Below are 22,813 nucleotides of genomic sequence, written 5' to 3' on the forward strand. Positions count from 1 at the left end.
TCCTCCCATATTGTCTCACCCAATGAGACTTGTAGTATCATTTTTAATCATGTATTGATCATTGGCGCAAGGGAAAGTTTGAGTGCCGGAAATCCGCGCTTGGGGGGAAAATGGAAACGTCAAACGTCGACTATATTGTTGTGGGGGCAGGTTCTGCGGGCTGTGTTCTTGCCAACCGCCTCAGCGAAGATCCATCAAACAGAGTGCTGTTGTTAGAAGCCGGCGGGCGTGACCTGAACCCGTGGATTCACATTCCGGTCGGCTACTTCAAGACCATCCACAATCCGAAAGTCGACTGGTGCTACAAGACTGAACCGGATCCTGGCCTGAACGGTCGCTCGATTGAATGGCCGCGCGGCAGAGTCCTGGGCGGATCGTCCTCACTGAATGGTCTGCTTTATGTTCGCGGACAGCCGAGGGACTATGACCGTTGGCGTCAGATGGGCAACACGGGCTGGGGCTGGGAGGATATTCTACCCCTTTTCAAGCGCTCAGAGAAAAATGAACGCGGCGGCGATGATTTCCACGGCGATCAGGGGCCCTTGTCTGTATCGAACATGCGCATTCAACGCCCCATTACCGATGCCTGGGTCGCGGCGGCGCAAAATGCGGGTTACCCGTTCAATCCGGACTATAATGGTGCCAAACAGGAAGGCGTGGGTTACTTTCAACTGACGTCGCGCAATGGCCGGCGCTGCAGTTCTGCAGTTGCCTATCTCAACCCGGTCAAATCCCGCAAAAATCTGGAGATCATCACGCATGCGCAGGTTGACAAGATTGTGATCGAGGATCGCCGCGCGACGGCAGTGACATATACCGATCGCGGAGGCCAGGTTCATACCATAAAGGCAAATCGGGAAATAATCTTGTCCGGTGGCGCAATCAACTCGCCGCAACTGCTGATGTTGTCAGGAATAGGCGAAGCTGCCCAACTGGCGGAACACGGGATCGACGTAGTGCAGGATTTGGCCGGCGTCGGCAAGAATCTTCAGGACCATCTCCAGGCGCGCCTGGTCTACAAATGCAACGAGCCGACCCTGAATGACGAAGTGTCCTCTCTCTTTGGGCAGGCCAAGATCGGCCTGAAATACATGATGTTTCGGGCTGGCCCGATGACCATGGCCGCCAGCCTCGCCACCGGCTTCATGAAGACCCGGGAGGATTTGGAGACGCCCGACATTCAGTTCCACGTTCAGCCTCTGTCGGCGGAAAACCCCGGCAAAGGGGCTGATAAATTCTCTGCTTTCACAATGTCGGTCTGTCAATTACGGCCTGAGAGCCGAGGTGAAATCCGGCTGGCGGGGGCAGAGTCCGGAACATATCCGAAGATCATCCCGAACTACCTGTCGACCGAAACAGACTGCCGCACCATCGTGGCGGGTGTGAACATTGCCCGAAAGATCGCCCGGCATGCGCCGCTGACGTCCAAAATCTCCGAGGAGTATCGCCCTCATGCGAGCCTTGATATGGATGACTTCGATGCAACGCTGGATTGGGCGCGAAACAACACAGCGTCGATCTATCACCCGACTGGCACGTGCAAGATGGGATCTGGTAAGGATGCCGTTGTGGATGAGCGCTTGCGTGTCCACGGCATTCGCGGACTGCGCGTTGCAGACTGTTCCATCATGCCCGAAATCGTTTCCGGCAACACCAATGCACCTGCGATCATGATTGGCGAAAAGGCCAGCGATCTGGTGCTCGAAGATCGCGACCACTCTCGATGAACCGCGGCATGCGGCGCTTCTCAAACTGACAATCAACGAAGGATCACCTACCATGAAAATGACAACCGAAGAGGCCTTTATCAAGGTACTGCAGATGCATGGTATCGAACATGCCTTTGGCATCATCGGGTCTGCAATGATGCCGATTTCCGACCTGTTTCCGGCTGCGGGTATCAAATTCTGGGATTGTGCGCATGAAACCTCGGGCGGCATGATTGCCGATGGCTACACCCGTGCAACGGGCAAGATGAGCATGGCGATTGCGCAAAACGGCCCCGGCATCACCAACTTCGTCACTCCGATCAAGACCGCCTACTGGAACCATACGCCGCTGCTGCTGGTCACGCCGCAGGCGGCCAACAAGACAATCGGACAGGGCGGGTTTCAGGAAATCGAACAGATGAAACTGTTCGAGGATATGGTCTGTTATCAGGAAGAGGTCCGCGATCCGTCACGCATGGCCGAAGTCCTGAACCGGGTGATCGAAAAGGCATGGCGCGGATCTGCGCCGGCGCAGATGAACATCCCGCGCGACTACTGGACCCAGATCATTGATATCGAACTGCCGCAGATTATCCGCCTGGAGCGTCCTGCGGGGGGTGAAGAGGCGATTGCCGCTGCGGCAAAGCTGCTGTCGGATGCCGAATTCCCTGTGATTCTCAACGGGGCCGGCGTGATCCTGGCCGGCGGCATCGATGCCAGCCGGCACCTGGCAGAGGCGCTGGACGCCCCGGTCGCCTGTGGCTACCAGCACAATGACGCGTTCCCGGGCAATCATCCGCTGGGTGTCGGACCTCTGGGCTACAACGGCAGCAAGGCGGCGATGGAACTGATCCAGAAGGCCGATGTCGTGCTGGCCCTGGGCAACCGCCTGAACCCGTTTTCGACGTTGCCGGGCTATGGCATGGATTATTGGCCGAAGGATGCCAAGGTCATCCAGGTCGACATCAATTCGGACCGGATCGGCCTGACCAAGAAGGTAGATGTGGCGATCCAAGGCGATGCAAGGAAGGTCGCCGAGCAGTTGCTCGCAAACCTGTCGGATGAGGCCGGTGACAAGGGCCGCAAGGAGCGCAAGGAAGAGATCGCCTCGCGCAAGTCCCGGTGGGCGCAGGAACTCAGCTCGATTGACCATGAGGACGACAACGACGAAGGCATCACCTGGAATGAACGTGCCCGCAACCGCCAGCCCGATCGCATGAGCCCACGTCAGGCATGGCGCGCGATCATGTCGGCCCTGCCCAACGATGCGATCATCAGCAGCGACATCGGCAACAACTGCGCGATCGGCAACGCGTATCCGTCATTTGAAAAGGGCCGCAAATACCTGGCACCGGGTCTCTTTGGTCCCTGCGGCTATGGCCTTCCAGCCATCCTTGGCGCCAAGATTGGCTGCCCGGATGTTCCCGTTGTCGGCTTTGCTGGGGATGGAGCCTTCGGTATCTCGATGAACGAGATGACGGCTTGTGGCCGCAATGACTGGCCACCGATCACGATGATCATCTTCCGTAACTACCAGTGGGGCGCTGAAAAGCGTAACACGACACTCTGGTACGATGACAACTTCGTCGGAACGGAACTGAACCTTGGTGTCAACTATGCCAAGATCGCGGAAGGCTGTGGCGTCAAGGGTGTGCAGGCGACGTCGATGGAGCAGTTGACCGATGTGCTGAACACCGCCGTGAAAGAGCAGATGAAGGATGGTGTGACCACCTTTATCGAAGTCATCCTGAACCAGGAGTTGGGCGAACCCTTCCGCCGCGACGCTATGAAAAAGCCGGTAAAGGTCGCCGGCATCGATATAGCTGACATGTGTCCGCAGCGGGTCTGAGAGGCCCGGTCGCATGAGCATTCTCGATGAGATTTGCGCCGCAGCCAGACGCCATCGGACACGGATTGTCCTGTCCGAGGGCGACGATTCGCGCGTGGCCGAGGCAGCGTTAAAGGCGGCCCGCGACGGGATCGCCGACATGCAGTTGATAGGCCCTCGTGCCTCTATCCACGCATTGCTTGCTGACAATGACGGTGCAGACAGGATCGACATCCTTGATCCTGCAGAGTCACCCAAGTTGGATCGCTACACGCATGAGTTCTTTGAGCTTCGCAAACACAAGGGGATGACTCGGGAAGAGGCCCGCACAACGATGAGCGGCCAGTTGGGCTTTGCCGCGATGATGGTGCGGCTGGGCGACAGTGACGGAACGATCGGTGGCGCGGTGGCGACGACCACCGACACCGTACGAATTGCTTTGCAGGTGATTGGCAAGTCACCCGAGGCGAGTGTCGTTTCCAGCTGTTTCCTGATGTCACTGCGCGCGCCGTTCAATCAATCTGTCATTTTCGCGGATTGCGGCCTGATTTTGCAGCCAACCGCGGTCGAGTTGGCCAGCATTGCCATTGCCTCGGCTCAATCGCTGTCGGCCTTTACCGGGCAAACGCCACGCGTCGCGATGCTCTCCTTCTCGACCATGGGCAGCGTCAGGGCAGATGCGCATGAATCGATTGATCGGATTCGCACGGCCATATTGATGATCCGGGAGCAGGCGCCTGACCTGAATGTCGACGGGGAAATGCAGTTCGATGCAGCCCTGATGCCGGATGTGGGAGACCAGAAGGCGCCGAATTCCCAGGTCGCCGGGCAAGCAAATGTCTTTGTCTTTCCAAGCCTGAGCGCAGGTAACATCGCCTACAAGATCGCGCATCGTCTGGGCGGCGCTTCGGCACTTGGTCCAATCCTGCAGGGGCTCGCGAAGCCAGCAAACGACCTGTCGCGCGGGTGCAGCGTCGAAGACATCTATCGTTCGATTGCAATCACGGCGTGTCAGGCGATTGCACAAAGGGAGGCCAAGCATGTCTGAGTCAAAGCAGCCAGTTCTCGACACCAGTCCACATGTGTCTGACGAGGTGCGGTGCACCACTTGCTATATGTGCGCATGCCGCGGCGGCATTCAGGTTCATCTGCGCGACGACAAGGCCGGCGTACCTAGAATTCGATACATCGACGGCAACCGCCGGCATCCAATCAACAAGGGCGTGATTTGCGCCAAGGGAAGTGCCGGCATCATGCAGCACTACTCTCCGGCCCGGCTGAAAAAGCCGCTCAAACGAGTGGGCGAGCGGGGATCGGGTGAATTTCAGGAAATCGAATGGGAAGACGCGCTGAGCCTTGCAAGCGACTGGCTCGGCGCGGTTCGCGACGACGACCCCAAGAAACTGGCCTTCTTCACAGGCCGCGACCAGTCGCAATCCTTCACCTCATATTGGGCACAGCAGTTTAGCACACCGAATTATGCGGCCCATGGCGGCTTCTGTTCTGTGAACATGGCCGCTGGCGGGATCTATACGTTGGGCGGTGCCTTCTAGGAGTTCGGCTCGCCCGATTGGGATTGGACAAAACTCTTCATGGTTTTCGGTCTTGCCGAAGATCACGATAGCAACCCCATCAAGATCGGCATTGGCAAGCTGAAGTCGGCAGGCGGGCGCGTGATCGGGGTCAACCCCGTGCGCACCGGCTATAACGCGGTGGCCGATGAGTGGGTCGGCATCACACCCGGAACAGATGGCCTGTTCATTCTTGCCTTGGTCCATGAACTGCTGCGCACCGGTCACGTCGACGTCGATTACCTAAGCCGCTGGACCAATGCCGGGCATCTTATGGACCAGAACGAAGGTGAGACCTCCGGCCTGTTCGTGCGTGACGACGACGATAATCCGCTGGTCTGGAACACGGTTACAAACGCCATGCAACCTTTTGATAATAAAGGTTTTCTACCAACTCTGAAAGGGGCGGTTCCGCTGCCGGGCGGTGGCACTGGATTGCCTGTATTTTGAGGTGATGGCAAAAAAGTACCTCGATCCGCAATACGCTCCTGAAACGGTGGCCGAGCGGTGTGGTCTGGCTGTTCCGCCCATAAAACGACTGGCGGCGGAACTGGCGGATGTCGCCTTCAATCAGGCCATCGAGGTCAAGGCCGACTGGACGGACTTTCGTGGCGAAACGCACACCGGCTTTAAGGGCCGCCCGGTCAGCTTTCACGCCATGCGGGGAATCTCGGCGCATTCCAACGGGTTTCAGACCTGTCGCGCCCTGCATGTATTGCAACTGATGCTGGGTGCGGTCGAAAATCCGGGCTCATTCCGGTTCAAACCACCCTATCCCAAGCCGGTCGAAGCGCACCCCGCTCCGCATTCCGAGGTCACGCCGCATAAGCCGCTGAACGGGCCGCACCTGGGCTTCCCCCGGTCCCCCGCTGATCTGGCATTGGAAGCGGACGGTACGGCCAAGCGTATCGACAAGGCGTTCACCTGGGAAAATCCGCTTTCAACGCATGGCATGATGCATATGGTGATTTCGAACGCGCACGCGGGCGATCCCTATCCGATCGACGTGCTGTTTAGGTATATGGCGAACATGTCGTGGAACTCATCCATGAACACCAAAGGTGTGATGGAGATGCTGACCGACAAGGACGAAAAAGGCGCATACAAGATCCCCAGGATGATCTATTCTGACGCCTATTCGTCGGAAATGGTGGCGTTCGCTGACCTGATCCTGCCGGACACCACCTATCTGGAACGGCACGATTGCATCTCGCTGCTGGATCGTCCGATTGGCGAGGTCGACGCGGCCTGCGATGCCATTCGCTGGCCGGTTCTGGAGCCCGACCGAGATGTTCGCGGCTTCCAGTCCGCACTGCTGGATTTGGGCGCACGCCGTGGCCTGCCGGGTTTTGTTAACGATGCCGGTGACGCTCTTTACAGAGACTACGCCGACTACATGATCAACCACCAGCATCGACCCGGTGTCGGGCCGCTTGCCGGTTGGCGTGGCGAGGATGGCAAGGGCGAAGGGCGTGGCGCACCCAACCCGGACCAGCTTCAGAAGTACATTGACAATGGCGGGTTCTTGGAGTGCCATATCCCCGACAATGCCCGGTTCATGAAGCCATTCAACATGGACTACGAGAACTGGGCCGTGGAACGGGGTTTCTACGACAAACCCGCGCCTTATGTCTTTCAAATCTACTCGGAACCGATGCGCACCTTCCAGCTTGCCGCCGAAGGTCATGGTGACATCCAACCAACCGGTCATTTGCGGGAACAGGTCAAATCAGCGCTCGACCCCTTCCCCATCTGGTGGGAACCATTTGAGCAGACGGCGGTGGACAATGCCGAGTACCCGCTACATGCGATCACTCAGCGCCCGGCCGCCATGTACCATTCCTTGGGGGTCGCAAAACGCATGATTGCGGCAGATTCACGGTGAAAACCCGATGTTTGTACCGGGCCCAGTTATGGATGAGCACGGACTTGAAGACGGCGACTGGGCCTGGATCAGTTCGCATCACGGCAAGATCAAAGTCCCGGTATGACGCATGGATGCCGTCAACTCCAAGACATTGTGGTGCTGGAATGCGATCGGCAAACGCAAAGGCGCAAGGGCGTTGGGTGACGGTGCCCCGGAGACCACGCGCGGTTTCCTGCTGAACCACCTGATGAACGAACTGTTGCCACCCAACGGCGATGGCCTGCTCTGGTCAAATTCTGATCCCGTGACGGGCCAGGCTGCCTGGTTTGACCTGAGGGTCAAAATCGAAAGGGCCGCGCCAAGCGATCACTCCGAACCCGATGCCGGGGCGCAGGACTCTCCGGTCGGAACCGGTCCCACAGAGCTGACATATGGGAAGGATTGGACATGACCACTCTGCCGGAAAGCACCCAGGTCAAGCTGGGTCTCGTGATCGATCTCGACATTTGTGTCGGGTGTCAGGCTTGTGCCGTGAACTGCAAGGAGTGGAACACCGGTGGTTATGGTGCTCCGCTCAGCGATCAGGACGCCTATGGAGCCAACCCGACCGGCAGCTGGTTGAACCGCATTCACAGCTTTGAAGTGCAGCCCGAAACCGGGCCGGCACAACTGGTGCATTTCCCAAAGTCGTGCCTGCATTGCGACGATGCGCCCTGTGTTACCGTCTGCCCGACGGGGGCCAGCTACAAGCGCACCGAAGACGGTATCGTACTGGTCAACGAGGACGCCTGCATGGGATGTGGCCTGTGCGCCTGGGCCTGCCCTTACGGCGCACGGGAGTTGGACAAGGCGGAAAGTGTCATGAAGAAATGCACCCTCTGCGTCGATCGTGTCTATAACGAGAACCTGCCCTAGGAAGACCGCGAACCTGCTTGTGTCCGGGCCTGTCCTACGGGAGCACGCCATTTTGGGGATCTCGCCGATCCGACCAGCGATGTCAGCCAGCTGGTGCAGGATCGCGGCGGTTACGACCTGATGCCGGAACTGGGGACCAAGCCGGTCAATCAATACCTGCCACCGCGGCCTAAGGACGTGCATGAAACAGCACCCGCGCAATTGGCCGAACTGGCCAAACCCGAGGCGACCGGATTTCTCGGCTGGCTCGACAAAGCACTGGAAAGGGTAGGCTGATGCATCCGGCACCGTCCATCATATTGTTCACGGTCCTGAGCGGACTGGGGCTCGGCCTGATCATCTGGATGGGTCTGGGTCTCGGACCGGATAGCGCGACCTTTGCCTGGGTCAGTTCGATAGCGGCACTTGGAATTTCGGGCATTGGCGGGATGTTGTCTGCGCTGCATCTGGGCAAACCGTCCAACGCCTCGCGTTCGTTCAGTCAATGGCGCTCGTCCTGGCTCAGCCGCGAAGCCTGCCTTCTGGTTACGACTCTTGCGGTCTTTGACCTCTATGCGGCGATCTGGTGTCTCGCTGGAACGCGACTCTTTCCGCTGGGGTTGATCGCAGCAGCTCTTGCAGGGGCTACAATCTACTCAACCGCGATGATTTATGCCCAGATCCGCGCGGTGCCCCGTTGGAGTCTGACGCCAACACCGTACCTCTTGACCAATCAGAGCCTGATCGCCGTGACCGGAGGAACCGCCCAGGTGTGGTTGGCGCTTCTCGCACTTGTCTGTGCCGCTGGCTGCGCGGTCTGGTGGCAGAGCAAGGCGTCCCACGTGCGGCGCAGTTCGACCGGTGCCTCGATCGGTTCTGCCACAGGTCTCGGCAAGATCGGAAAGGTGAGGCTGTTTGAATCGCCGCACACCGGATCGAATTACCTGCTGGATGAAATGGCCTACCAGATCGCACGCCACCGCGCAGACCAACTGCGCAAAATCGGATTTGGCGCGGGATTTGCCATGCCCATCCTGCTCGCCTGTCTCGCCATGTCAGCAGGAGCCAGCTGGCTCCTTCTGGCGCTGGTATCGCATGTGATCGGCATGATCGCCCTGCGCTGGCTGTTCTTTGCCGAAGCTCAGCACGTTCAAGCCATGTTCTACGGTCAAGATCGAGTGCTGCACCTATGACTGTCATCCAAACGACCGGCCACCGCCCATGACATGGCGATTTGGACGGCCTTCTGACGAAGCCCCGCACATTGCACCATCCGCCACCGCGGAACGGCTTGGCGCGCGTGATCGTTTGCGCCGCATGATGCCGTTCCTGGGTTGGATGCCGAAGGTGACGCGAGACACCGTTCGCGCCGACATTTTTGCGGGTCTGACCAATGCTGCGATCGTGCTGCCGCAGGGCATTGCATTCGCCGCCATCGCCGGGCTGCCGCCACAGTATGGTCTGTACACGGCGATGGTGACGCCGGTGATCGCCGCATTCTTTGGCAATTCATGGCATTTGGTCTCTGGTCCAACCACCGCTATTTCAGTTGTGATCTTCGCAACTTTGGCCGAGCACTTCGTGCCGGGATCGCCTGAATTCATCAGCGCGGTGTTCAGCATCACGTTGCTGGCTGGGCTTTTCCAGCTTTGCCTCGGTCTCGTCAGTTTGGGGCAACTTGTCAGCTTGGTATCTCACTCCGTCATGGTGGGCTTTACTGCAGGCGCGGCAATACTGATTTTTCTCAGCCAGCTTCCGGGGTTCATCGGAAAATCGCTGCCAAGACCAGACGAGTTGTTCGCATTTGCCAAGGAACTCTGGCTTGTTTTGCCAGAACTCAACCCCAATGTCCTCGCAGTGTCATTGACCACGCTTGTCGTGGCGGTCCTGATCAAGAAATTCAAACCCGGATGGCCGAACTACCTGATCGCGTTGATCACTGGCCGCGGGTTGGCCTATGTGCTGGGCGCGCAAAGCCATGGTGTCGCGTTTGTGCAAGCCATCGATTCCGGAATTCCGCCTTTTGCGGTTCCGGAAATGTCCTTTGACATCGTCCGCGATTTGTCTCAGGGGCATTCACCCTGGCGCTCATCGGATTGCTGGAAGCCGTGTCGATTGCACGCGCGATGTCGCTACAGTCGCATCAATCTCTTAATAGCAATCAGGAGATCATCGGCCAGGGGCTGTCAAACATCGGTGGCTCGTTCTTTTCGGCCTATATGGGATCAGGGTCGTTCACACGCAGCTCACTCAACCTGGAGGCCGGTGCCAAAACACCATTGGCCGCAATTCTGGCGGCCGTATTTCTCCTTTTCATTCTGCTGTTGGTGAGCCCGTTGATAGCCCATATTCCGATCCCTGCAATGTCGGGCCTGATCATGCTGGTGGCCTGGAAACTGATCGACGTCAGGGAAATTCGACACATTCTGACGACAAGCGCTTCGGAAACGGCGATCTTTCTGATTACGTTCATGGTCGTTTTGCTGGTCGATCTGGAATTTGCAAACTATGCAGGAGTCATCGTATCGCTGTCGCTGTTTCTGCGGAAAACGATGCGCCCGGGGCTGCCGGTGAATGTCCCCAATGCAGGCGTAGTCGGACGACCGTTCATGAGCCCGATCCACTGGCGCTTGCCGGAATGCTCACAAGCCATGTTCATTCGGGTACAGGGACCGATGTACTTCGGAGCGGTCGAGTATCTGGAAAAAGAATTTCGCCGCTTGGAAAAGCAACGGCCGGACCAGCTACATCTCGCATTGCTGATTGATGGATCGGTTGGAATTGATCTTGCAGGGGCAGAATGGCTGGTCGAAGAAGCCCGGACGCGCAAAGAACAGGGGGGGAGCCTCTATCTTGTCGGGCGATACCCTCCTCTTCGCCGTCAGTTGGATCAGTATCATGTGACCAAATTGGTTGGTCGGGAGAACATCTTTCGACGAAAGCGCGAAATGCTGGAGAATATGGTTCCAAAGCTCGACCCGACCGTTTGCGCCAAATGCGAACTGCGCGTCTTTCTCGAATGCAAGAATATGCCAAGCCCTGACGCTGGTTCATAGATCACGTTTGGATCGAAATTGGCACTGTTGTCACCGGTCCGAACAGTTTTGATGCCGTCTCGGCCATCTCCGAATTGACCTCGGCGCTGCAGACGTTGAAAACCTGATTGCAGAGCGGAGCATTGTTGCCGATCATGTGCCGTTTCGTGCGGACTTCTATCGCCGGCTGTCCGACACCCAAGTTCAGGGTCCGAAGATCAGAGCCTGCAACAGTACGGTTTGAAGGAAATCAGCCTATGGATATTTTGCGCTGCGACGCGTTGGTTGACATTCCCTGGAAAAACGGCGGCGGGATCACACGGAACATTGCCATGGCGACCTGCGGCGCACACACGGCGTGGCGACTCAGCCGTGCCGATGTCGCCCGCGACGGTGCATTCTCATGCTTTGCAGGGCTCGAACGGATTTTGACCGTGGTTTCCGATACCGGCATGGTGTTGGACCATCCGGATGGTGAATTCGATGCCGACCCGTGGCAGCCCGTCCGCTTTGCTGGAGAAATGGAGGTGTTTGCGCGCCTCAAAGGTGGTCCCCTGACGGATCTCAACCTGATGTTTGATCCGTCCGTGTGCGACGGGTCGGTCACCACCCTATACGGGCCTCTTGATCACACGATGATCCGGCCTGAGGCTGGGGCGACCGCCCTGCATGTGTTGGCAGGACGGCCAAAGCTTGGCACCCAATCTCTTTATTCCGGGGACACTGCCTTTGTGGATACAAGCGTGCCCTTGAGCCTTGGCAAAGGCGACGCGGCGCTGGAGATCACGATATGCTATCTGGATCGAGGCAAGACCGTCGAATTTTCCATTGCTGGTGGTAGCGACCCTTTCTGACTGAGTGCCGCGCGGCGTACTTTCTGGCAAATGGCAAGTCGACACGCGGGTCGACTATCGAGCGTTTCGACATTCTCCTCGACGATGCGTCATCAATGGGTCAGCACATTCCTTCACGGATATCCGTCAGGGTGCGGCGGACAATTTGGAGTCTGTGGTTGGTGGCTCCAGCAGTGCGCCAAGCGACTGCCGGAAGCGCGTCACGTCAGCAAGCGTATACCGATCAAGTGACGCGAAAAACGCCTCTTGGGCCTGTACCAAAGGTTCACGCAGACCACAGGCTGGCAGGACAAGACAGGATTTGTCGGTCCCAAAGCACTCCACCACCGGGTCATTGCGCTTCATCGCCCGGACAACGGCGCCAACGCGGATCTGATCCGGTGCGCGCGCCAGGGTAAGTCCGCCGTTGCGGCCTCTTTCCGATGTGACGAAACCTGCGCGGCCAAGCTGTGTGGAAACCTTGGACAGGTGGCTTTCCGACAGTCCAAAGAGTGTCGCAATCTCTGAAGTGGGGACGCGTGCGGGCGAACGCACCGCCAATGTCATCAGCACGCGAAGGGCGTAATCGGTAAATTTGTCCAACTGCATGTCAAGATATTTAGCATTTACAATGCGCATTTAAAAGAGATATGTAATACGTATCAGAAATACCTATTAAGGGATCGAATCAATGTCACTGTTCGACGCAATTCTCTGGCCGGGAACCAAGGTCTGCGAACGCCTGGGCGTGGACCCGGAAGGAGACGCCGGCCTGATCCGCTGGATGATCAACACGCTCGTCTATCTCGTGGTTGGCCTGATTTTCGTCTGGATTGTCGTCGCCTGACCGTGCCGATGCATTGCTCACACCGAGTTGCGGACTGACAACCCTCCTCGACCGAAAGGAACGACCCATGACAACCTGGCTTCCCACCCTGACTACAGAAACACCTGAAGAGGGCTATGAACTGGCAGTCAAACTCAGTCGTGTTGCAGTCAAGATGACACAACCGGACGCTGCCATTCGCGAAAAATTGCGTCCCGAGTATGCAGAGAGCTTTGACGCCCTGATTGCTTCAAGCCAGATCGTTGCGACGCATTTCGCAACTGTTGCGGCGGCAAACGGGTATTGGAGAGAGACATCATGACGCGGGTTGAGATAAGTCAGGACGGCTTTGTCGTCGATGCAGAGGTGATTGCAAAAGCGTTCAAACTCGAGCCGGAAAACATTCAACCCCTGATGCGCAGTGGCGAGATCACATCTCTGAGCGAAACCGGCATCGGGGAAGATGCCGGACGCGCACGTTTGACGTTCCACTATGGTGACCGTACCGTTCGGCTTGTCATTTCTCAAACGGGGACCATCCTGAAACGGGTGAGCTTTCCATCACGATCCCGCAAACCGATCGCTTCCGAGATGTTCCCACTTCCCAGCGAACCCAAGTCGTAGGGTCTTGCATAAGGTACGGGGAAATTGTCAGGGTGTTGTCCTGCTCCCGTTTCACCGGGCACTGACGTAAGCGTCGATTTGCGCCAAACCTTTCGCCATCGGTTAAGATCTTCAGGCCGGGGCGATCAACGACGTGGTGGACAGGGGTTTCGCTTGCAATGCCAGCCCATAGTTCCGCTACGTTCAACCACCTTCCCAAACACCACTGAACGCCGTGACGGTGGCCGCGAGACAACCAAGGTGCGTTTGACAGCGGCAGGGATAGTGCTTAGAAACAGAGGCCTGGGGTCCGCAAGAACCCCGTGAGGCGCCAGCCCAATCTTGCATCCTTCCAGTTCCAACTTCTGCATGGAGGATGCTCTATGGCGTCATACAATGAAATTTCCGTATCTACCTTGGCTCGCTTGGTGGGAACACCCGATTGTCCCGTCTTGCTCGACGTTCGCACCGACGAAGATTTTGAAGATGAACCGAGGTTGATCCCCGGCGCATATCGCCACCCTTACCTGACGGTTATGGATCTGGCGGATGATCTCAAAGGTCGGGCCGTTGTCGTCTATTGCCAGAAGGGGCTAAAAATCAGCCAGGGCGCAGCGGCCATACTCCGCAGCTGTGACATGCAAGCAGAAGTTCTCGAAGGAGGACAATTCGCGTGGAGAGATGCCGGACACCCGATGGTTCTGGCCGGGAAACTGCCGCCGCTGGACGACGCTGGTCGCACGGTCTGGGTGACACGACACAGGCCAAAGATAGACCGCATCGCCTGTCCGTGGCTCATTCGTCGGTTCATTGACCCAAAGGCCCAGATATTGTTCGTCGCGGCCTCGCAGGTGAACAACGTCGCCGAACGGTTTGACGCAACACCTTTTGATATCGAGGGCGCATTCTGGAGCCATCGAGGCGAAACCTGCACCTTCGATACGATGATCGAGGAATTTGGCGTTCGAAACGATGCCCTCGCAAAACTCGCTCTCGTTGTGCGGGGTGCGGATACCAACAAGCACGATCTGGCGCCCGAAGCGGCAGGTCTTCTGGCAGCGTCCCTGGGCCTGTCACGCATGTTCCGCGATGATCTCGAACAGCTCGAAGCCGGTATGCTGCTCTATGATGCCTTCTATCGCTGGGCGCGAGACGCAACCGACGAAGGGCACGACTGGCCCGCAGCTTCGACAAAGGCCTAGGTCATGGTCGATCCACATGGCGCCCCGGCAGGCACAGACGCATCTCTGGCAGACGCAACGCGTGTCTGGTGGAAGATCGGCATCCTGTCCTTCGGCGGCCCTGCTGCCCAGATCGCGCTCATGCACAAGGAAGTTGTCCAAGAACGCGCGTGGCTGTCGGAGCCGCAGTTTCTCAATGCCTTGAGTTTCTGCATGCTCCTGCCCGGCCCCGAAGCCATGCAACTGGCGACATATGCGGGTTGGCGACTGCACGGCACCCTGGGGGGGCTGATCGCCGGATTGCTGTTCGTCCTCCCGGGCGCAGTCGTGATCATGACGCTTGCCGCAATCTACAGTGTCTTTGGAAATGTGCCTCTGGTCGAAGCCCTGTTCTATGGGATCAAGGCTGCCGTCCTGGTGATCGTGGTCGAGGCGCTGTTGCGCGTCGCCAGGAAAGCGCTCTCGCAGAATTTGCACTGGGCAATCGCCGGTTTCGCCTTTGTCGGGATATTCTTTTTCTCCATTCCCTATCCGTTAATCGTGCTGATCGCGGGCTTCTTTGGCTGGCATCTTGGGATTGCAGACGACGACCGATGCGTCGTCGATATGGCACATGTATCAGCCCGAAAAACCCTCGGCACAATTGTCAGTTGGCTTGCGATCTGGTTGCTTCCCCTCATGGCGCTCTCATGGTTGGACGCGCCTGACATTCTTGTGGAAATCGGCAAGTTCTTTTCGACCCTGGCCATCGTCACATTCGGCGGGGCCTACGCGGTGCTTGCCTATATGGCGCAGGACGTTGTGGTGCAGTTCGGATGGCTGACCGCAGGCGAAATGATCGACGCGTTAGGTCTGGCCGAAACAACACCCGGCCCGCTGATCCTCGTGACCCAGTTCGTCGGCTTTCTGGCAGGGTTCAAGGACGGCGGTCTGCACCTTGGATTGATAGCTGCCTTGGTTGCGCTTTGGGTAACCTTCGCGCCCTGTTTTCTCTGGATATTCGCCGGTGCGCCATACATCGAGTGGATTTCGAACCAGCCAAGGCTGAAAGGCGCAATGAAGGCGATCACGGCTGCGGTTGTAGGAGTCATCCTCAACCTCTCGATCTGGTTCGCGCTGCACGTGCTGTTCACCGTCGTCACCCGCGAAGAAACGGGCCCCGTGACGTTGTGGGTTCCCGACTTTGCAACGATCGAATGGCTCGCATTGGCCTTGTTTTTTCTCAGCTGCTTTCTGGCGTTCCGCTTGCATTGGGGCATCATCAGAGTCTTGCTGGTCGCTTCGGTTCTGGGGGGCGCGTTGCGGTTGATCCTTTGACGGAGCGTGGCCTTGTTGCACAAGTCGGGCCTGAGGAGTCATCTTGTCAGTGCGGCGTGATCTGCGGCGTTGCAAGACTGACGCCCCAATCAACGCAACCCTCGAAGTAGTTGGTTCAGCTTTTGCGTCGCTCTGGATAGTGTGGTTTCGTCGAATGCCGCAAAACCAAGTATGAGTCCGTGCGGCGGATTCGGCAAAGAGGCATGCGACGACAGCGCCCTGAGATGCAGACCCTCCGTCCGGGCGATGTCTACGATGCTCTTGTCCTCCATCTGATAACGAAGTTTTGGAGCCAACGACGCGCAGATATGCATTCCGGACGGATCTGGGGCCACATCCAGAAGATCCGCACATCCTGCAAGCTCTGATACCAGATGCGATTGACGTTTCGCATAGATGCGTCGCATCCGTCTGAGATGGATGGCGAACTCTCCGCTGTTCATGAATGTGGCCAATGCGGGTTGCGGAGTTAGCGACGCGCGTGACCCATAGCGGGACATATAGGTCTTTGCCGCAGGTATCAGCGGTTTCGGTAGAACCAGATAGCCGAGACGCAACGCCGGGCTGAGCAGTTTTGAAAAGCTGCCCAGATAGATGGACCGCCTCAGGCTATCCAAACCGGTGAGCGACGGTAGCGGATGGCCCTGATACCGGAATTCACTGTCGTAGTCGTCTTCTACAATCAGCGCGTCTTGTTGGTTGGCCCATGCCAAAAGCGCCATACGCCTTGATAGCGGCATTGAAACGCCTGTCGGGTAGTGCCGTGAGGGCGTGACAATCGCCACTGATGCCGCTCCCGTGATCTGCTCAGGATCAAGGCCCTGGCGATCTATCCGAATGGGCTGCACCCGTGTTCCGAGCGCGCCAAGAACATCTCGTAAGATCGGCCAGCCGGGATCCTCGACCACCGCCGTTCGCTTTGGCTCAAGCAGACCGCGAAAAATGACGTCGAAAGCCTCGGACGCACCGGAAGTGATCAATATCTGTTCAGGATGGCAATCCAGTTTGCGCCACGCCGAAAGATGCTCGCCAATGGCTTGCCGGAGCGGGTACCAACCGAACGGGTCCGGGCGGCCCAGAAGATCAGCGTGCGGCCTGGCCCAGGCCCGTTCAATATGTCTTGCCCAGACCCGATAGGGAAACAGGGCTTGATCCGGGACTCCTGAGTGAAACGGCAGCCAAGCCTGTGGAGGCTCGCGTTGCAACGGTGCTTTCGCGATGGGCGAGGTCAGATGCGGCAATTGATCGGCCACGAAAGTGCCATCACCGACCTTCGTCCTTAGGTAACCTTCACTGATGAGCTGATCATAGGCGCTGACCACGGTTGTGCGTGATACAGACAGTTCCTGAGCCAGAATCCGACTGGCCGGCAGGCGGGTTCCGGAAAAGTCCTGACTCCCGAGAAGCAAGTCGCGCAGCGCTTCGGTCAATTGGGTCTGAAGGCTTTCGCGCAAACTACGGTCCAGCACGAGGCCAAAGAGGGCGGCATCGAAATTGGACTGTAGATTATTACCAACATTGGACATTCCTATATATCCAATAGACCTCTAGGCGTCGTCAAGAAATTCTCTTCAAAAGGGCCTCACTCATGACGGATCCACTTGTCATCACCGAAAAAACTCGCTTGCGTCGGCTGCACACGCGGGGGCATTTCGACCGGGCCACGATCAATGGCATCCTTGACGCGCAGCCCATGTGCAGCGTCGGCTATGTTATCGATGGGCACCCCTATGTGACGCCGACATTTCAGTGGCGCGAAGGGAATCGTGTCTATTGGCATGGCTCCTCTGCAAGCCGGGCCTTGCGTAGGTCGAAAGACGCCAATGTCTGTTTGACGGTTTCCATTCTGGATGGTTTTGTTCTAGCCCGGTCTGGCATGCACCATTCCGTGAACGCACGGTCGGTAATGCTGTTTGGCACTGCCAAAAAAGTCGAAGATCCGGCTGAAAAGCTCGTCAAGTTGCGGAATTTCGTCAACGGATTGTTCCCGGGCCGCTACGATACCCTGCGGCCTGATCATGAGCAGGACCTGAAGGCAACGATGGTCCTGGGTATGGATATCGCGGAAGGCAGTGCGAAAATCCGGACAGGCGAGCCGGGTGATGAGGAGGAAGACTATGCCCTTCCGATTTGGGCGGGGATCATACCTGTAAAGACCCAAATCGGCACACCGATCCCGGACGCTCGACTTCTCGAAGGTGTCGAGTTGCCTGATCACGTCAGGGACTTTCGGCTTGATTGATTGCAATGCCGCTTTGGAGCGGCACTGCGGCCCTGCGAAATCGCCACGGCGGCGTCTTCATCAAAGCCTGACGGTTTGCCCCATCCCCCGCTCTCTTGCGGCACTTAGGACAGCTTGCGCCGCCGCCAAATCCTGTGCGGCGATGCCGAGGGACCTGTAGACGGTCCGTTCGCTGGGTGACGTACGACCAGCGACATGTCCCGACAGCACATGTCCGATCTCGCCTTTCAGTGCACCCGCGTCCATGCGGCCTTGTGCAATCAAATCCACAATTTCACCGGCCTGTGCGAGGGCGGATGGCAGGTAGTCCACCCAGATCGAGGTCTTGAGAACCAGATCGTCATCAACCTCGCGCATGCTGGGGATGGAAGAGCCAACCACGTTGACATGGCATCCTTCGTCCAGCCAGGCATGATCCAGAACGGGCGTGGGGGACGCGGTGACAGTACAAACGATACAGGCCTTTTCAACCGCTGCGCGCACATCGTTGACGGCGCTGATTTGCAGATCCGGATGGCGGCTCCGGGCGGCCTTGCAAAAGGCCCGTGCCTTGGTTTCGTTGCGGCCTGCAATGTGCACAGACTGGATTTCGCGCACCGCACAGATGGCGGCGAGATGATGTTCGGCCTGTTCGCCGTAACCAATGATGGTCAGTGTTTGTGATTCCGACCGCGCCAGCGCCCGTGTCGCCACCGCGGTTGCGGCCGCCGTCCGAATGGCCGTGAGCAGGCTGGCATCCATCATTGCCGTTGCCTGCCCCGTGACGGCGTCAAACAGGACGAACGCACCCGAATGAGAGGACAGGCCGCGCGCCGGATTGTCGGGAAACAGGCTGACCAGCTTGACGCCAAAACACGCCGGATCGGACAGGGCACCCGGCATCACACCCATCCGGTTGTCGCCGCCGACAGGAACCACATTGCGCAGCGGAAGCTCGGCACCGCCAGCCGAAACAGTTTTCATGGTTGTTTCGATGATTTCGATTGCGTCCGCAATCGGGAGCAGCGCCGCGACATCCTCTGATGTCAGCACAATCACAGGACACGCTCCGGTGCAGCACCCCAATCGGGACCGGTGACATCAATCTCCATGACGTTTTCAAGCAGCGCGGTATAGGCCTTGGGCCGCGCGATATAGGGAAAATGCCCACCGGTGAGGAACCTGTAGGCCACATCGGGCTTCAGCCGCTCGCGAACAGCGGCACGCATGACAGCGGGGATCAGGGGGTCATCATCTGCCTCGATCGTGATTATCCGATCATTTGCCATATCAAGCTCGGGCAAATCAGGTGCGTGTTTGAGGGCCGAAAGCCGCGTGCGCAACTCAGCCTCGGGGATCCGCCCGCCGACCTCCTTCAACAAGAGGTCAACCAGCTCACTTTGATCGGGATGGGCTGCGCGCCACCCTTCGAGCCCGGTGCCGAACCCCGCGCGCAGGTCGGCGATCGGACCAGTGTCGAGATCCAGCGAATAGGGAGGCCGTTGATCAAGGCCACGCACGGAATGCAGTGTGTTCGCCGCGACAAGGCGTGTCACGCGCGCCGATGCGCTGCCTGCGATGTACTGCGCCAGATACCCCCCGAGAGAGGAGCCGAGCACCGTCGCCTCTGCCACATCCAGATGATCCATCAATGCCACAATATCGCCGGCCCAATCGGCCACTCCGCCGCCCGCCGGATAGCTGGTAGCGATGATGCGAAGCCTGCCTGAAAGCGCCGTGATCTGTTGCCAGAAAATATCACATCGTCCCAGCGTACCGGGGATCAGCATCAGTGTCGGGCCCCTGCCTACATCAAGGTAGCCCCATTCCCGCCCGCGCAACATGATGCGTTGTTCGGGATGCTGTTCGGCAAAGCGGTCACGGTCGGCGATCAGTGCATTTGTCATGAATGGGGGTCTTCCACGGCTGGGTAATAGTCGCGCGCGCGACGGGTGTAGGGGATGTTCGCAAAGTCGGGCGTTATGGCACCGGGGGTGGCCACCGGGATCACAGTGGCGGCGACCGGGTTGAACCCGGCCTGATAGTGGTTGGAGGACTTCACACAGACATAGCGCCGTTGTGACAGGTCGATGCCAAGCTGGGTAAACGCTTCGGGGTGAAAGGTCTGGGTACGGATATCATTGATCACGATGTCTATGCCGCCTGTGGTGATCCAAACGGTCTCTCCCATGGGGGCGGGCAGGTCACCGAAACGCTGGGTCAGGCCGCTGGCGCATTTGCGCACCGTCACCCGCAGGTCCAGCGGATCGCCCGACATCGGGCCATGCTTGCCGCCGAGCCGCAGGTCAAGCGTGGCCCCCTCGCCCGCTTCGCGGCAGATGCGCACCGCGCCGGGGTCATAGAACAATCCTGTCGCAACACTGGTCATGCCACGCCCAATCATCGCACGCAGCAGGAACGTTGCGTCTGACGGCGCACCGCCGCCTGCGTTGTCGGACATGTCCGCCAGAACAATCGGGCCCTCTGGTTCCGTCTCAGCCCGATCCAGCGCCTGATCAATGCCGGGGATATCAGTGTCGAGCACCCGGCGAAGCGCGTAGAGTTCTTCCCCCAACTGCCGGGCGACGGTGGCGGCCTGATCGCTGTCAGCGTCGCAGATCGCCAGCGCGCGGGTGCCGACACGCGGATGATCGCCCCAGGGAAACCCATGGGCAATCGACAGCGACAGGATACCGCCGCGACCTTCACGCGCCTGCATCTTGTCAACGAGTTCCCGCATCGGGCCGGACGGCGTGGGCATCGCCAAGATCACGCGGCAATCCCAATCCCGCATGACGGGGCGCGTTTTTCCCGTCGCGGCATCTGCTGCCAACGTGAAAATGTCATCTGCGCGGGCGGAAATGTCGACATGCGGGTATTCCTTGAAAGCGACCAACAGCGTCGCGGTTTCCAGCATGAGTTCGGTGAGATGGCAGTGCGGGTCCAGAAGCCCGCCGATCACGGCATCGGGCGCGATCCGACGGCAGGCCGCGATCAGATCGCCTTCGCAGTCGTCATACCCATCCGCAATCATCGCACCGTGCAGGGCCAGCAGGATCACGTCTGCGCCCCCTGCCGCCGACAAATCACTCAGGATTTCATCGCGAAACCCTTCGTAGACCGCCCTGACGGTTGGCCCGGCAGGTTGTGCATGGGCAGAGAGCGATTCAATGACATTCCAGCCCATTGTTTCGGCGCGCTGGCGCCAGACATGAAGTGGACCGGTCCAGTATTGCACCGGTTCTTGTGTCGCATTCCCATGATGGATGGCCCCTTCCTGAAACGAGATCATGCCCGTCGGCATTGGTGAAAACGAATTTGTTTCGGTGCTCAATCCGGCTATGAAGACTTTCATCGTGTCAAATCTCTTTGGTTGTGGGCGGAAAATGCGTCGGTCGCGCCTGCCCCGTCAGTTGCAAGAGCGTCATGGCCACGACGTGCAGTACGATGATGGAAAACGCCAATGGCACCGCCGCGGTAAACCAGATCATCGAAACATCAAGCATTTCGGCAGAGCGGTTCAGACTGCGGCCCAGAAAGCCCCGCAGCGGGTTCATTCGGGAATCAAATATGGAAAACCAGATCACGGGGGCCGCAAAAATCAGCACGCCCGCGGTCCTTGTAATCGCCAACACCCCACCCAGCCGACCCTGCAAATCGCGCATGCCCGGAAACAGGGTCGGATCGGCAGACCTTCGAAAGGCACAGGTTGCCCCCAGCATACCGGCCCAGACCATGGCGCGCCGGGCCAGTTCCTCGGTCCAGATCGGTGGTGCATCCAGAATGTAGCGCGCGATGACCTGCCAGCCGGCAGCACCGACCATTGTCACCACCGCCAACACCGCCCCCCAAAGGGCGATGGTGTTCAGCAGCGCCGAAAGCCGGTCCAGTCCAAGTACCATCGCGCGCACAGGCTCAGTTTCCCTTGGCGGTTTCCCATTCCGCGATCTGTTCCTGCGTCAGCAGGCCGCTCTCATAAGCCGGGGCCGAGGCATCGCGAAACTCTTGCCGGGCAGCCTCGTCCAGTGTCTGGATTTCCACACCTGCGTCGCGCAGCTGGTCCAGCACGCCGTCCTGCGTACCCAACCATGCGCGGTTGGCGGCGGTGGCCGCGGCAACGGCATCATCAACGGTCTGCCGATCCGCATCGCTCAGCCCCTGATACCAGTCTTCGGACGCGATCGCGATGCGCAGCGAAGGCGATACTGCAGCATCCGTGTAGTGCTTGAGAAAGTCGGTGTGCCCGAACAGCAGCGGCACGAAATTGGGGTTGAGATATCCATCGGCCACGCCGGTCTGCAACGCATTGGGAACCTCGGCCCAGCTGACGATGGTGCCATCCGCGCCCCAAGCCTTGTAAAGCTCGATCTGGCTTTCATCCAGCGCGCGCATCCGCAAGCCCGCCATATCCGCAACCGACTTGATTGGTTTCTTGGTGTTGAAGATGCCAGAAGCCTGACCGACCGTATCGACCGCCAGGACCCGCACGCCCTCGGGCGTTGTGGCCGCATTGATCTTTTCCAGCATCCCGCCACCGTCCAGCGCGCGATCGACCTCTTCCATATCCGTGAAGAAATACGGCAGGCGCAGACCATAGATCGTCTTGTCGATGGAACCGACGATGTTGAGCGGCGACATGCTCACCTCGAGCAGACCCTGGCTGACCTGATCAAACAACTCATCGTCGCCACCCAGTGCGCCTCGTTGAAACTCCTCGGCTTCGATGCCATTGGCCTCGAGATGCTCGGCAAAGGTATGTGCCCAGACATAGCTGCCTGACCCTTCCAGATCAGGCGGGCTGTCCAAGGCGATCTTTACCTGTGCGGTTGCGGTCTGCGCGGTCAAGGCAAGTGCTGCCGCCAGCAGTGTCGATTTCAGGACGTTTCGTTTGTTCATTTCAAGTTCCTCCAGAAACGGGTTGCGAACAG

General features: G+C 58.5%; 19 protein-coding genes and 3 pseudogenes. 15 read left to right on the forward strand and 7 right to left on the reverse strand.

Annotation, left to right across the window (positions count from 1 at the left end; all coding sequences use genetic code 11):
* Positions 1-110 precede the first annotated feature (110 nt).
* The 9 genes and pseudogenes from QO231_RS10765 (at position 111) to QO231_RS10805 (ending at position 11,758) form a co-directional block, all read left to right on the forward strand.
* A complete protein-coding gene (locus QO231_RS10765) occupies positions 111-1,727 on the forward strand; it encodes a GMC family oxidoreductase (protein WP_316775964.1) in 1,617 nt (538 codons plus the stop codon).
* Positions 1,728-1,779: 52 nt separating this feature from the next.
* Complete coding sequence (gene xsc / locus QO231_RS10770) at positions 1,780-3,558, forward strand: sulfoacetaldehyde acetyltransferase (protein ID WP_316775965.1); 1,779 nt, start codon at positions 1,780-1,782, stop codon at positions 3,556-3,558.
* Between the two features lie 13 nt (positions 3,559-3,571).
* Positions 3,572-4,585, forward strand: a complete 1,014-nt coding sequence (gene pta, locus QO231_RS10775; protein ID WP_316775966.1) for a phosphate acetyltransferase — start codon at positions 3,572-3,574, stop codon at positions 4,583-4,585.
* A pseudogene (locus QO231_RS10780) lies at positions 4,578-7,426 on the forward strand (molybdopterin oxidoreductase family protein). Before pta ends, QO231_RS10780 begins: the two are co-directional and overlap by 8 nt.
* Positions 7,423-8,166 (forward strand): annotated as a pseudogene (locus tag QO231_RS10785) (4Fe-4S dicluster domain-containing protein). The pseudogenes QO231_RS10780 and QO231_RS10785 overlap by 4 nt, the downstream one beginning before the upstream one ends.
* Positions 8,166-9,062 (forward strand): dimethyl sulfoxide reductase anchor subunit family protein, encoded by an 897-nt coding sequence (locus QO231_RS10790; protein WP_316775968.1) that lies wholly within the window; start codon positions 8,166-8,168, stop codon positions 9,060-9,062. Before QO231_RS10785 ends, QO231_RS10790 begins: the two are co-directional and overlap by 1 nt.
* Positions 9,063-9,207: 145 nt before the next feature.
* Positions 9,208-10,277, forward strand: a pseudogene (locus tag QO231_RS10795) (SulP family inorganic anion transporter); the annotation flags it as partial.
* A gap of 201 nt (positions 10,278-10,478) precedes the next feature.
* Positions 10,479-10,925 (forward strand): sodium-independent anion transporter, encoded by a 447-nt coding sequence (locus tag QO231_RS10800; protein WP_394356593.1) that lies wholly within the window; start codon positions 10,479-10,481, stop codon positions 10,923-10,925.
* A gap of 236 nt (positions 10,926-11,161) precedes the next feature.
* Entirely contained in the window at positions 11,162-11,758 is a 597-nt protein-coding gene (locus QO231_RS10805; RefSeq protein ID WP_316775969.1) for a HutD/Ves family protein, read from the forward strand.
* A 126-nt stretch (positions 11,759-11,884) separates the two neighbouring features.
* On the opposite strand, the gene QO231_RS10810 is transcribed toward QO231_RS10805, so the two are convergent.
* Positions 11,885-12,346, reverse strand: a complete 462-nt coding sequence (locus QO231_RS10810; RefSeq protein WP_316775971.1) for an RrF2 family transcriptional regulator — start codon at positions 12,344-12,346, stop codon at positions 11,885-11,887.
* An 82-nt stretch (positions 12,347-12,428) separates the two neighbouring features.
* On the opposite strand from QO231_RS10810, the gene QO231_RS10815 reads away from it, so the two are divergent.
* The 5 genes from QO231_RS10815 (at position 12,429) to chrA (ending at position 15,664) form a co-directional block, all read left to right on the forward strand.
* Complete coding sequence (locus QO231_RS10815) at positions 12,429-12,584, forward strand: hypothetical protein (protein ID WP_316775973.1); 156 nt, start codon at positions 12,429-12,431, stop codon at positions 12,582-12,584.
* A gap of 67 nt (positions 12,585-12,651) precedes the next feature.
* The gene (locus QO231_RS10820) at positions 12,652-12,885 is read left to right on the forward strand and encodes a hexameric tyrosine-coordinated heme protein (RefSeq protein ID WP_316775975.1); all 234 of its coding nucleotides are present in this window, start codon (positions 12,652-12,654) and stop codon (positions 12,883-12,885) included.
* Positions 12,882-13,187, forward strand: coding sequence for a DUF6522 family protein (locus tag QO231_RS10825; RefSeq protein ID WP_316775977.1), 306 nt, complete (start codon positions 12,882-12,884; stop codon positions 13,185-13,187). The genes QO231_RS10820 and QO231_RS10825 overlap by 4 nt, the downstream gene beginning before the upstream one ends.
* Positions 13,188-13,549: 362 nt before the next feature.
* Positions 13,550-14,368, forward strand: coding sequence for a sulfurtransferase/chromate resistance protein (locus QO231_RS10830; protein WP_316775979.1), 819 nt, complete (start codon positions 13,550-13,552; stop codon positions 14,366-14,368).
* Positions 14,369-14,371: 3 nt separating this feature from the next.
* Positions 14,372-15,664 carry a chromate efflux transporter gene (chrA, locus tag QO231_RS10835; RefSeq protein WP_316775981.1) on the forward strand — a complete coding sequence of 431 codons (1,293 nt, stop codon included), beginning with the start codon at positions 14,372-14,374 and terminating at the stop codon, positions 15,662-15,664.
* Positions 15,665-15,753: 89 nt separating this feature from the next.
* Here the strand turns inward: chrA and pdxR are convergent, their stop codons facing one another.
* The gene (gene pdxR, locus QO231_RS10840) at positions 15,754-17,190 is read right to left on the reverse strand and encodes a MocR-like pyridoxine biosynthesis transcription factor PdxR (protein WP_316775983.1); all 1,437 of its coding nucleotides are present in this window, start codon (positions 17,188-17,190) and stop codon (positions 15,754-15,756) included.
* A gap of 62 nt (positions 17,191-17,252) precedes the next feature.
* On the opposite strand from pdxR, the gene QO231_RS10845 reads away from it, so the two are divergent.
* A complete protein-coding gene (locus tag QO231_RS10845) occupies positions 17,253-17,906 on the forward strand; it encodes a pyridoxamine 5'-phosphate oxidase family protein (RefSeq protein WP_316775984.1) in 654 nt (217 codons plus the stop codon).
* A gap of 60 nt (positions 17,907-17,966) precedes the next feature.
* Here the strand turns inward: QO231_RS10845 and QO231_RS10850 are convergent, their stop codons facing one another.
* The 5 genes from QO231_RS10850 to QO231_RS10870 are packed head-to-tail and all read right to left on the reverse strand — an operon-like array spanning position 17,967 to position 22,781.
* Positions 17,967-18,944 (reverse strand): ornithine cyclodeaminase family protein, encoded by a 978-nt coding sequence (locus QO231_RS10850; protein WP_316775986.1) that lies wholly within the window; start codon positions 18,942-18,944, stop codon positions 17,967-17,969.
* On the reverse strand, positions 18,941-19,792 hold the full coding sequence (locus QO231_RS10855; protein WP_316775988.1) for an alpha/beta fold hydrolase: 852 nt from the start codon (positions 19,790-19,792) through the stop codon (positions 18,941-18,943). Before QO231_RS10855 ends, QO231_RS10850 begins: the two co-directional genes overlap by 4 nt.
* Positions 19,789-21,240: a M81 family metallopeptidase gene (locus QO231_RS10860; protein ID WP_316775989.1), complete on the reverse strand. Its 1,452-nt coding sequence runs from the start codon at positions 21,238-21,240 to the stop codon at positions 19,789-19,791. The genes QO231_RS10855 and QO231_RS10860 overlap by 4 nt, the downstream gene beginning before the upstream one ends.
* Positions 21,241-21,244: 4 nt before the next feature.
* Entirely contained in the window at positions 21,245-21,787 is a 543-nt protein-coding gene (locus QO231_RS10865; protein ID WP_316776223.1) for a TRAP transporter small permease, read from the reverse strand.
* 13 nt (positions 21,788-21,800) lie between these two features.
* Positions 21,801-22,781 carry a TRAP transporter substrate-binding protein gene (locus tag QO231_RS10870; protein WP_316775991.1) on the reverse strand — a complete coding sequence of 327 codons (981 nt, stop codon included), beginning with the start codon at positions 22,779-22,781 and terminating at the stop codon, positions 21,801-21,803.
* Between the last annotated feature and the right edge of the window lie 32 nt (positions 22,782-22,813).

It is taken from the genome of Sedimentitalea todarodis (assembly GCF_032595355.1).
In the GTDB taxonomy this organism is placed as follows: domain Bacteria; phylum Pseudomonadota; class Alphaproteobacteria; order Rhodobacterales; family Rhodobacteraceae; genus Sedimentitalea; species Sedimentitalea todarodis.

What these genes read in the sequence shown, in the direction of transcription:
- QO231_RS10765 (WP_316775964.1), top strand. Translation starts at nt 111, where the DNA reads ATGGAAACGTCAAACGTCGACTATATTGTTGTGGGGGCAGGTTCTGCG.
- xsc (WP_316775965.1), top strand. Translation starts at nt 1,780, where the DNA reads ATGAAAATGACAACCGAAGAGGCCTTTATCAAGGTACTGCAGATGCAT.
- pta (WP_316775966.1), top strand. Translation starts at nt 3,572, where the DNA reads ATGAGCATTCTCGATGAGATTTGCGCCGCAGCCAGACGCCATCGGACA.
- QO231_RS10790 (WP_316775968.1), top strand. Translation starts at nt 8,166, where the DNA reads ATGCATCCGGCACCGTCCATCATATTGTTCACGGTCCTGAGCGGACTG.
- QO231_RS10800 (WP_394356593.1), top strand. Translation starts at nt 10,479, where the DNA reads ATGAGCCCGATCCACTGGCGCTTGCCGGAATGCTCACAAGCCATGTTC.
- QO231_RS10805 (WP_316775969.1), top strand. Translation starts at nt 11,162, where the DNA reads ATGGATATTTTGCGCTGCGACGCGTTGGTTGACATTCCCTGGAAAAAC.
- QO231_RS10810 (WP_316775971.1), bottom strand. Translation starts at nt 12,346, where the DNA reads ATGCAGTTGGACAAATTTACCGATTACGCCCTTCGCGTGCTGATGACA.
- QO231_RS10815 (WP_316775973.1), top strand. Translation starts at nt 12,429, where the DNA reads ATGTCACTGTTCGACGCAATTCTCTGGCCGGGAACCAAGGTCTGCGAA.
- QO231_RS10820 (WP_316775975.1), top strand. Translation starts at nt 12,652, where the DNA reads ATGACAACCTGGCTTCCCACCCTGACTACAGAAACACCTGAAGAGGGC.
- QO231_RS10825 (WP_316775977.1), top strand. Translation starts at nt 12,882, where the DNA reads ATGACGCGGGTTGAGATAAGTCAGGACGGCTTTGTCGTCGATGCAGAG.
- QO231_RS10830 (WP_316775979.1), top strand. Translation starts at nt 13,550, where the DNA reads ATGGCGTCATACAATGAAATTTCCGTATCTACCTTGGCTCGCTTGGTG.
- chrA (WP_316775981.1), top strand. Translation starts at nt 14,372, where the DNA reads ATGGTCGATCCACATGGCGCCCCGGCAGGCACAGACGCATCTCTGGCA.
- pdxR (WP_316775983.1), bottom strand. Translation starts at nt 17,190, where the DNA reads ATGTCCAATGTTGGTAATAATCTACAGTCCAATTTCGATGCCGCCCTC.
- QO231_RS10845 (WP_316775984.1), top strand. Translation starts at nt 17,253, where the DNA reads ATGACGGATCCACTTGTCATCACCGAAAAAACTCGCTTGCGTCGGCTG.
- QO231_RS10855 (WP_316775988.1), bottom strand. Translation starts at nt 19,792, where the DNA reads ATGACAAATGCACTGATCGCCGACCGTGACCGCTTTGCCGAACAGCAT.
- QO231_RS10860 (WP_316775989.1), bottom strand. Translation starts at nt 21,240, where the DNA reads ATGAAAGTCTTCATAGCCGGATTGAGCACCGAAACAAATTCGTTTTCA.
- QO231_RS10865 (WP_316776223.1), bottom strand. Translation starts at nt 21,787, where the DNA reads ATGGTACTTGGACTGGACCGGCTTTCGGCGCTGCTGAACACCATCGCC.
- QO231_RS10870 (WP_316775991.1), bottom strand. Translation starts at nt 22,781, where the DNA reads ATGAACAAACGAAACGTCCTGAAATCGACACTGCTGGCGGCAGCACTT.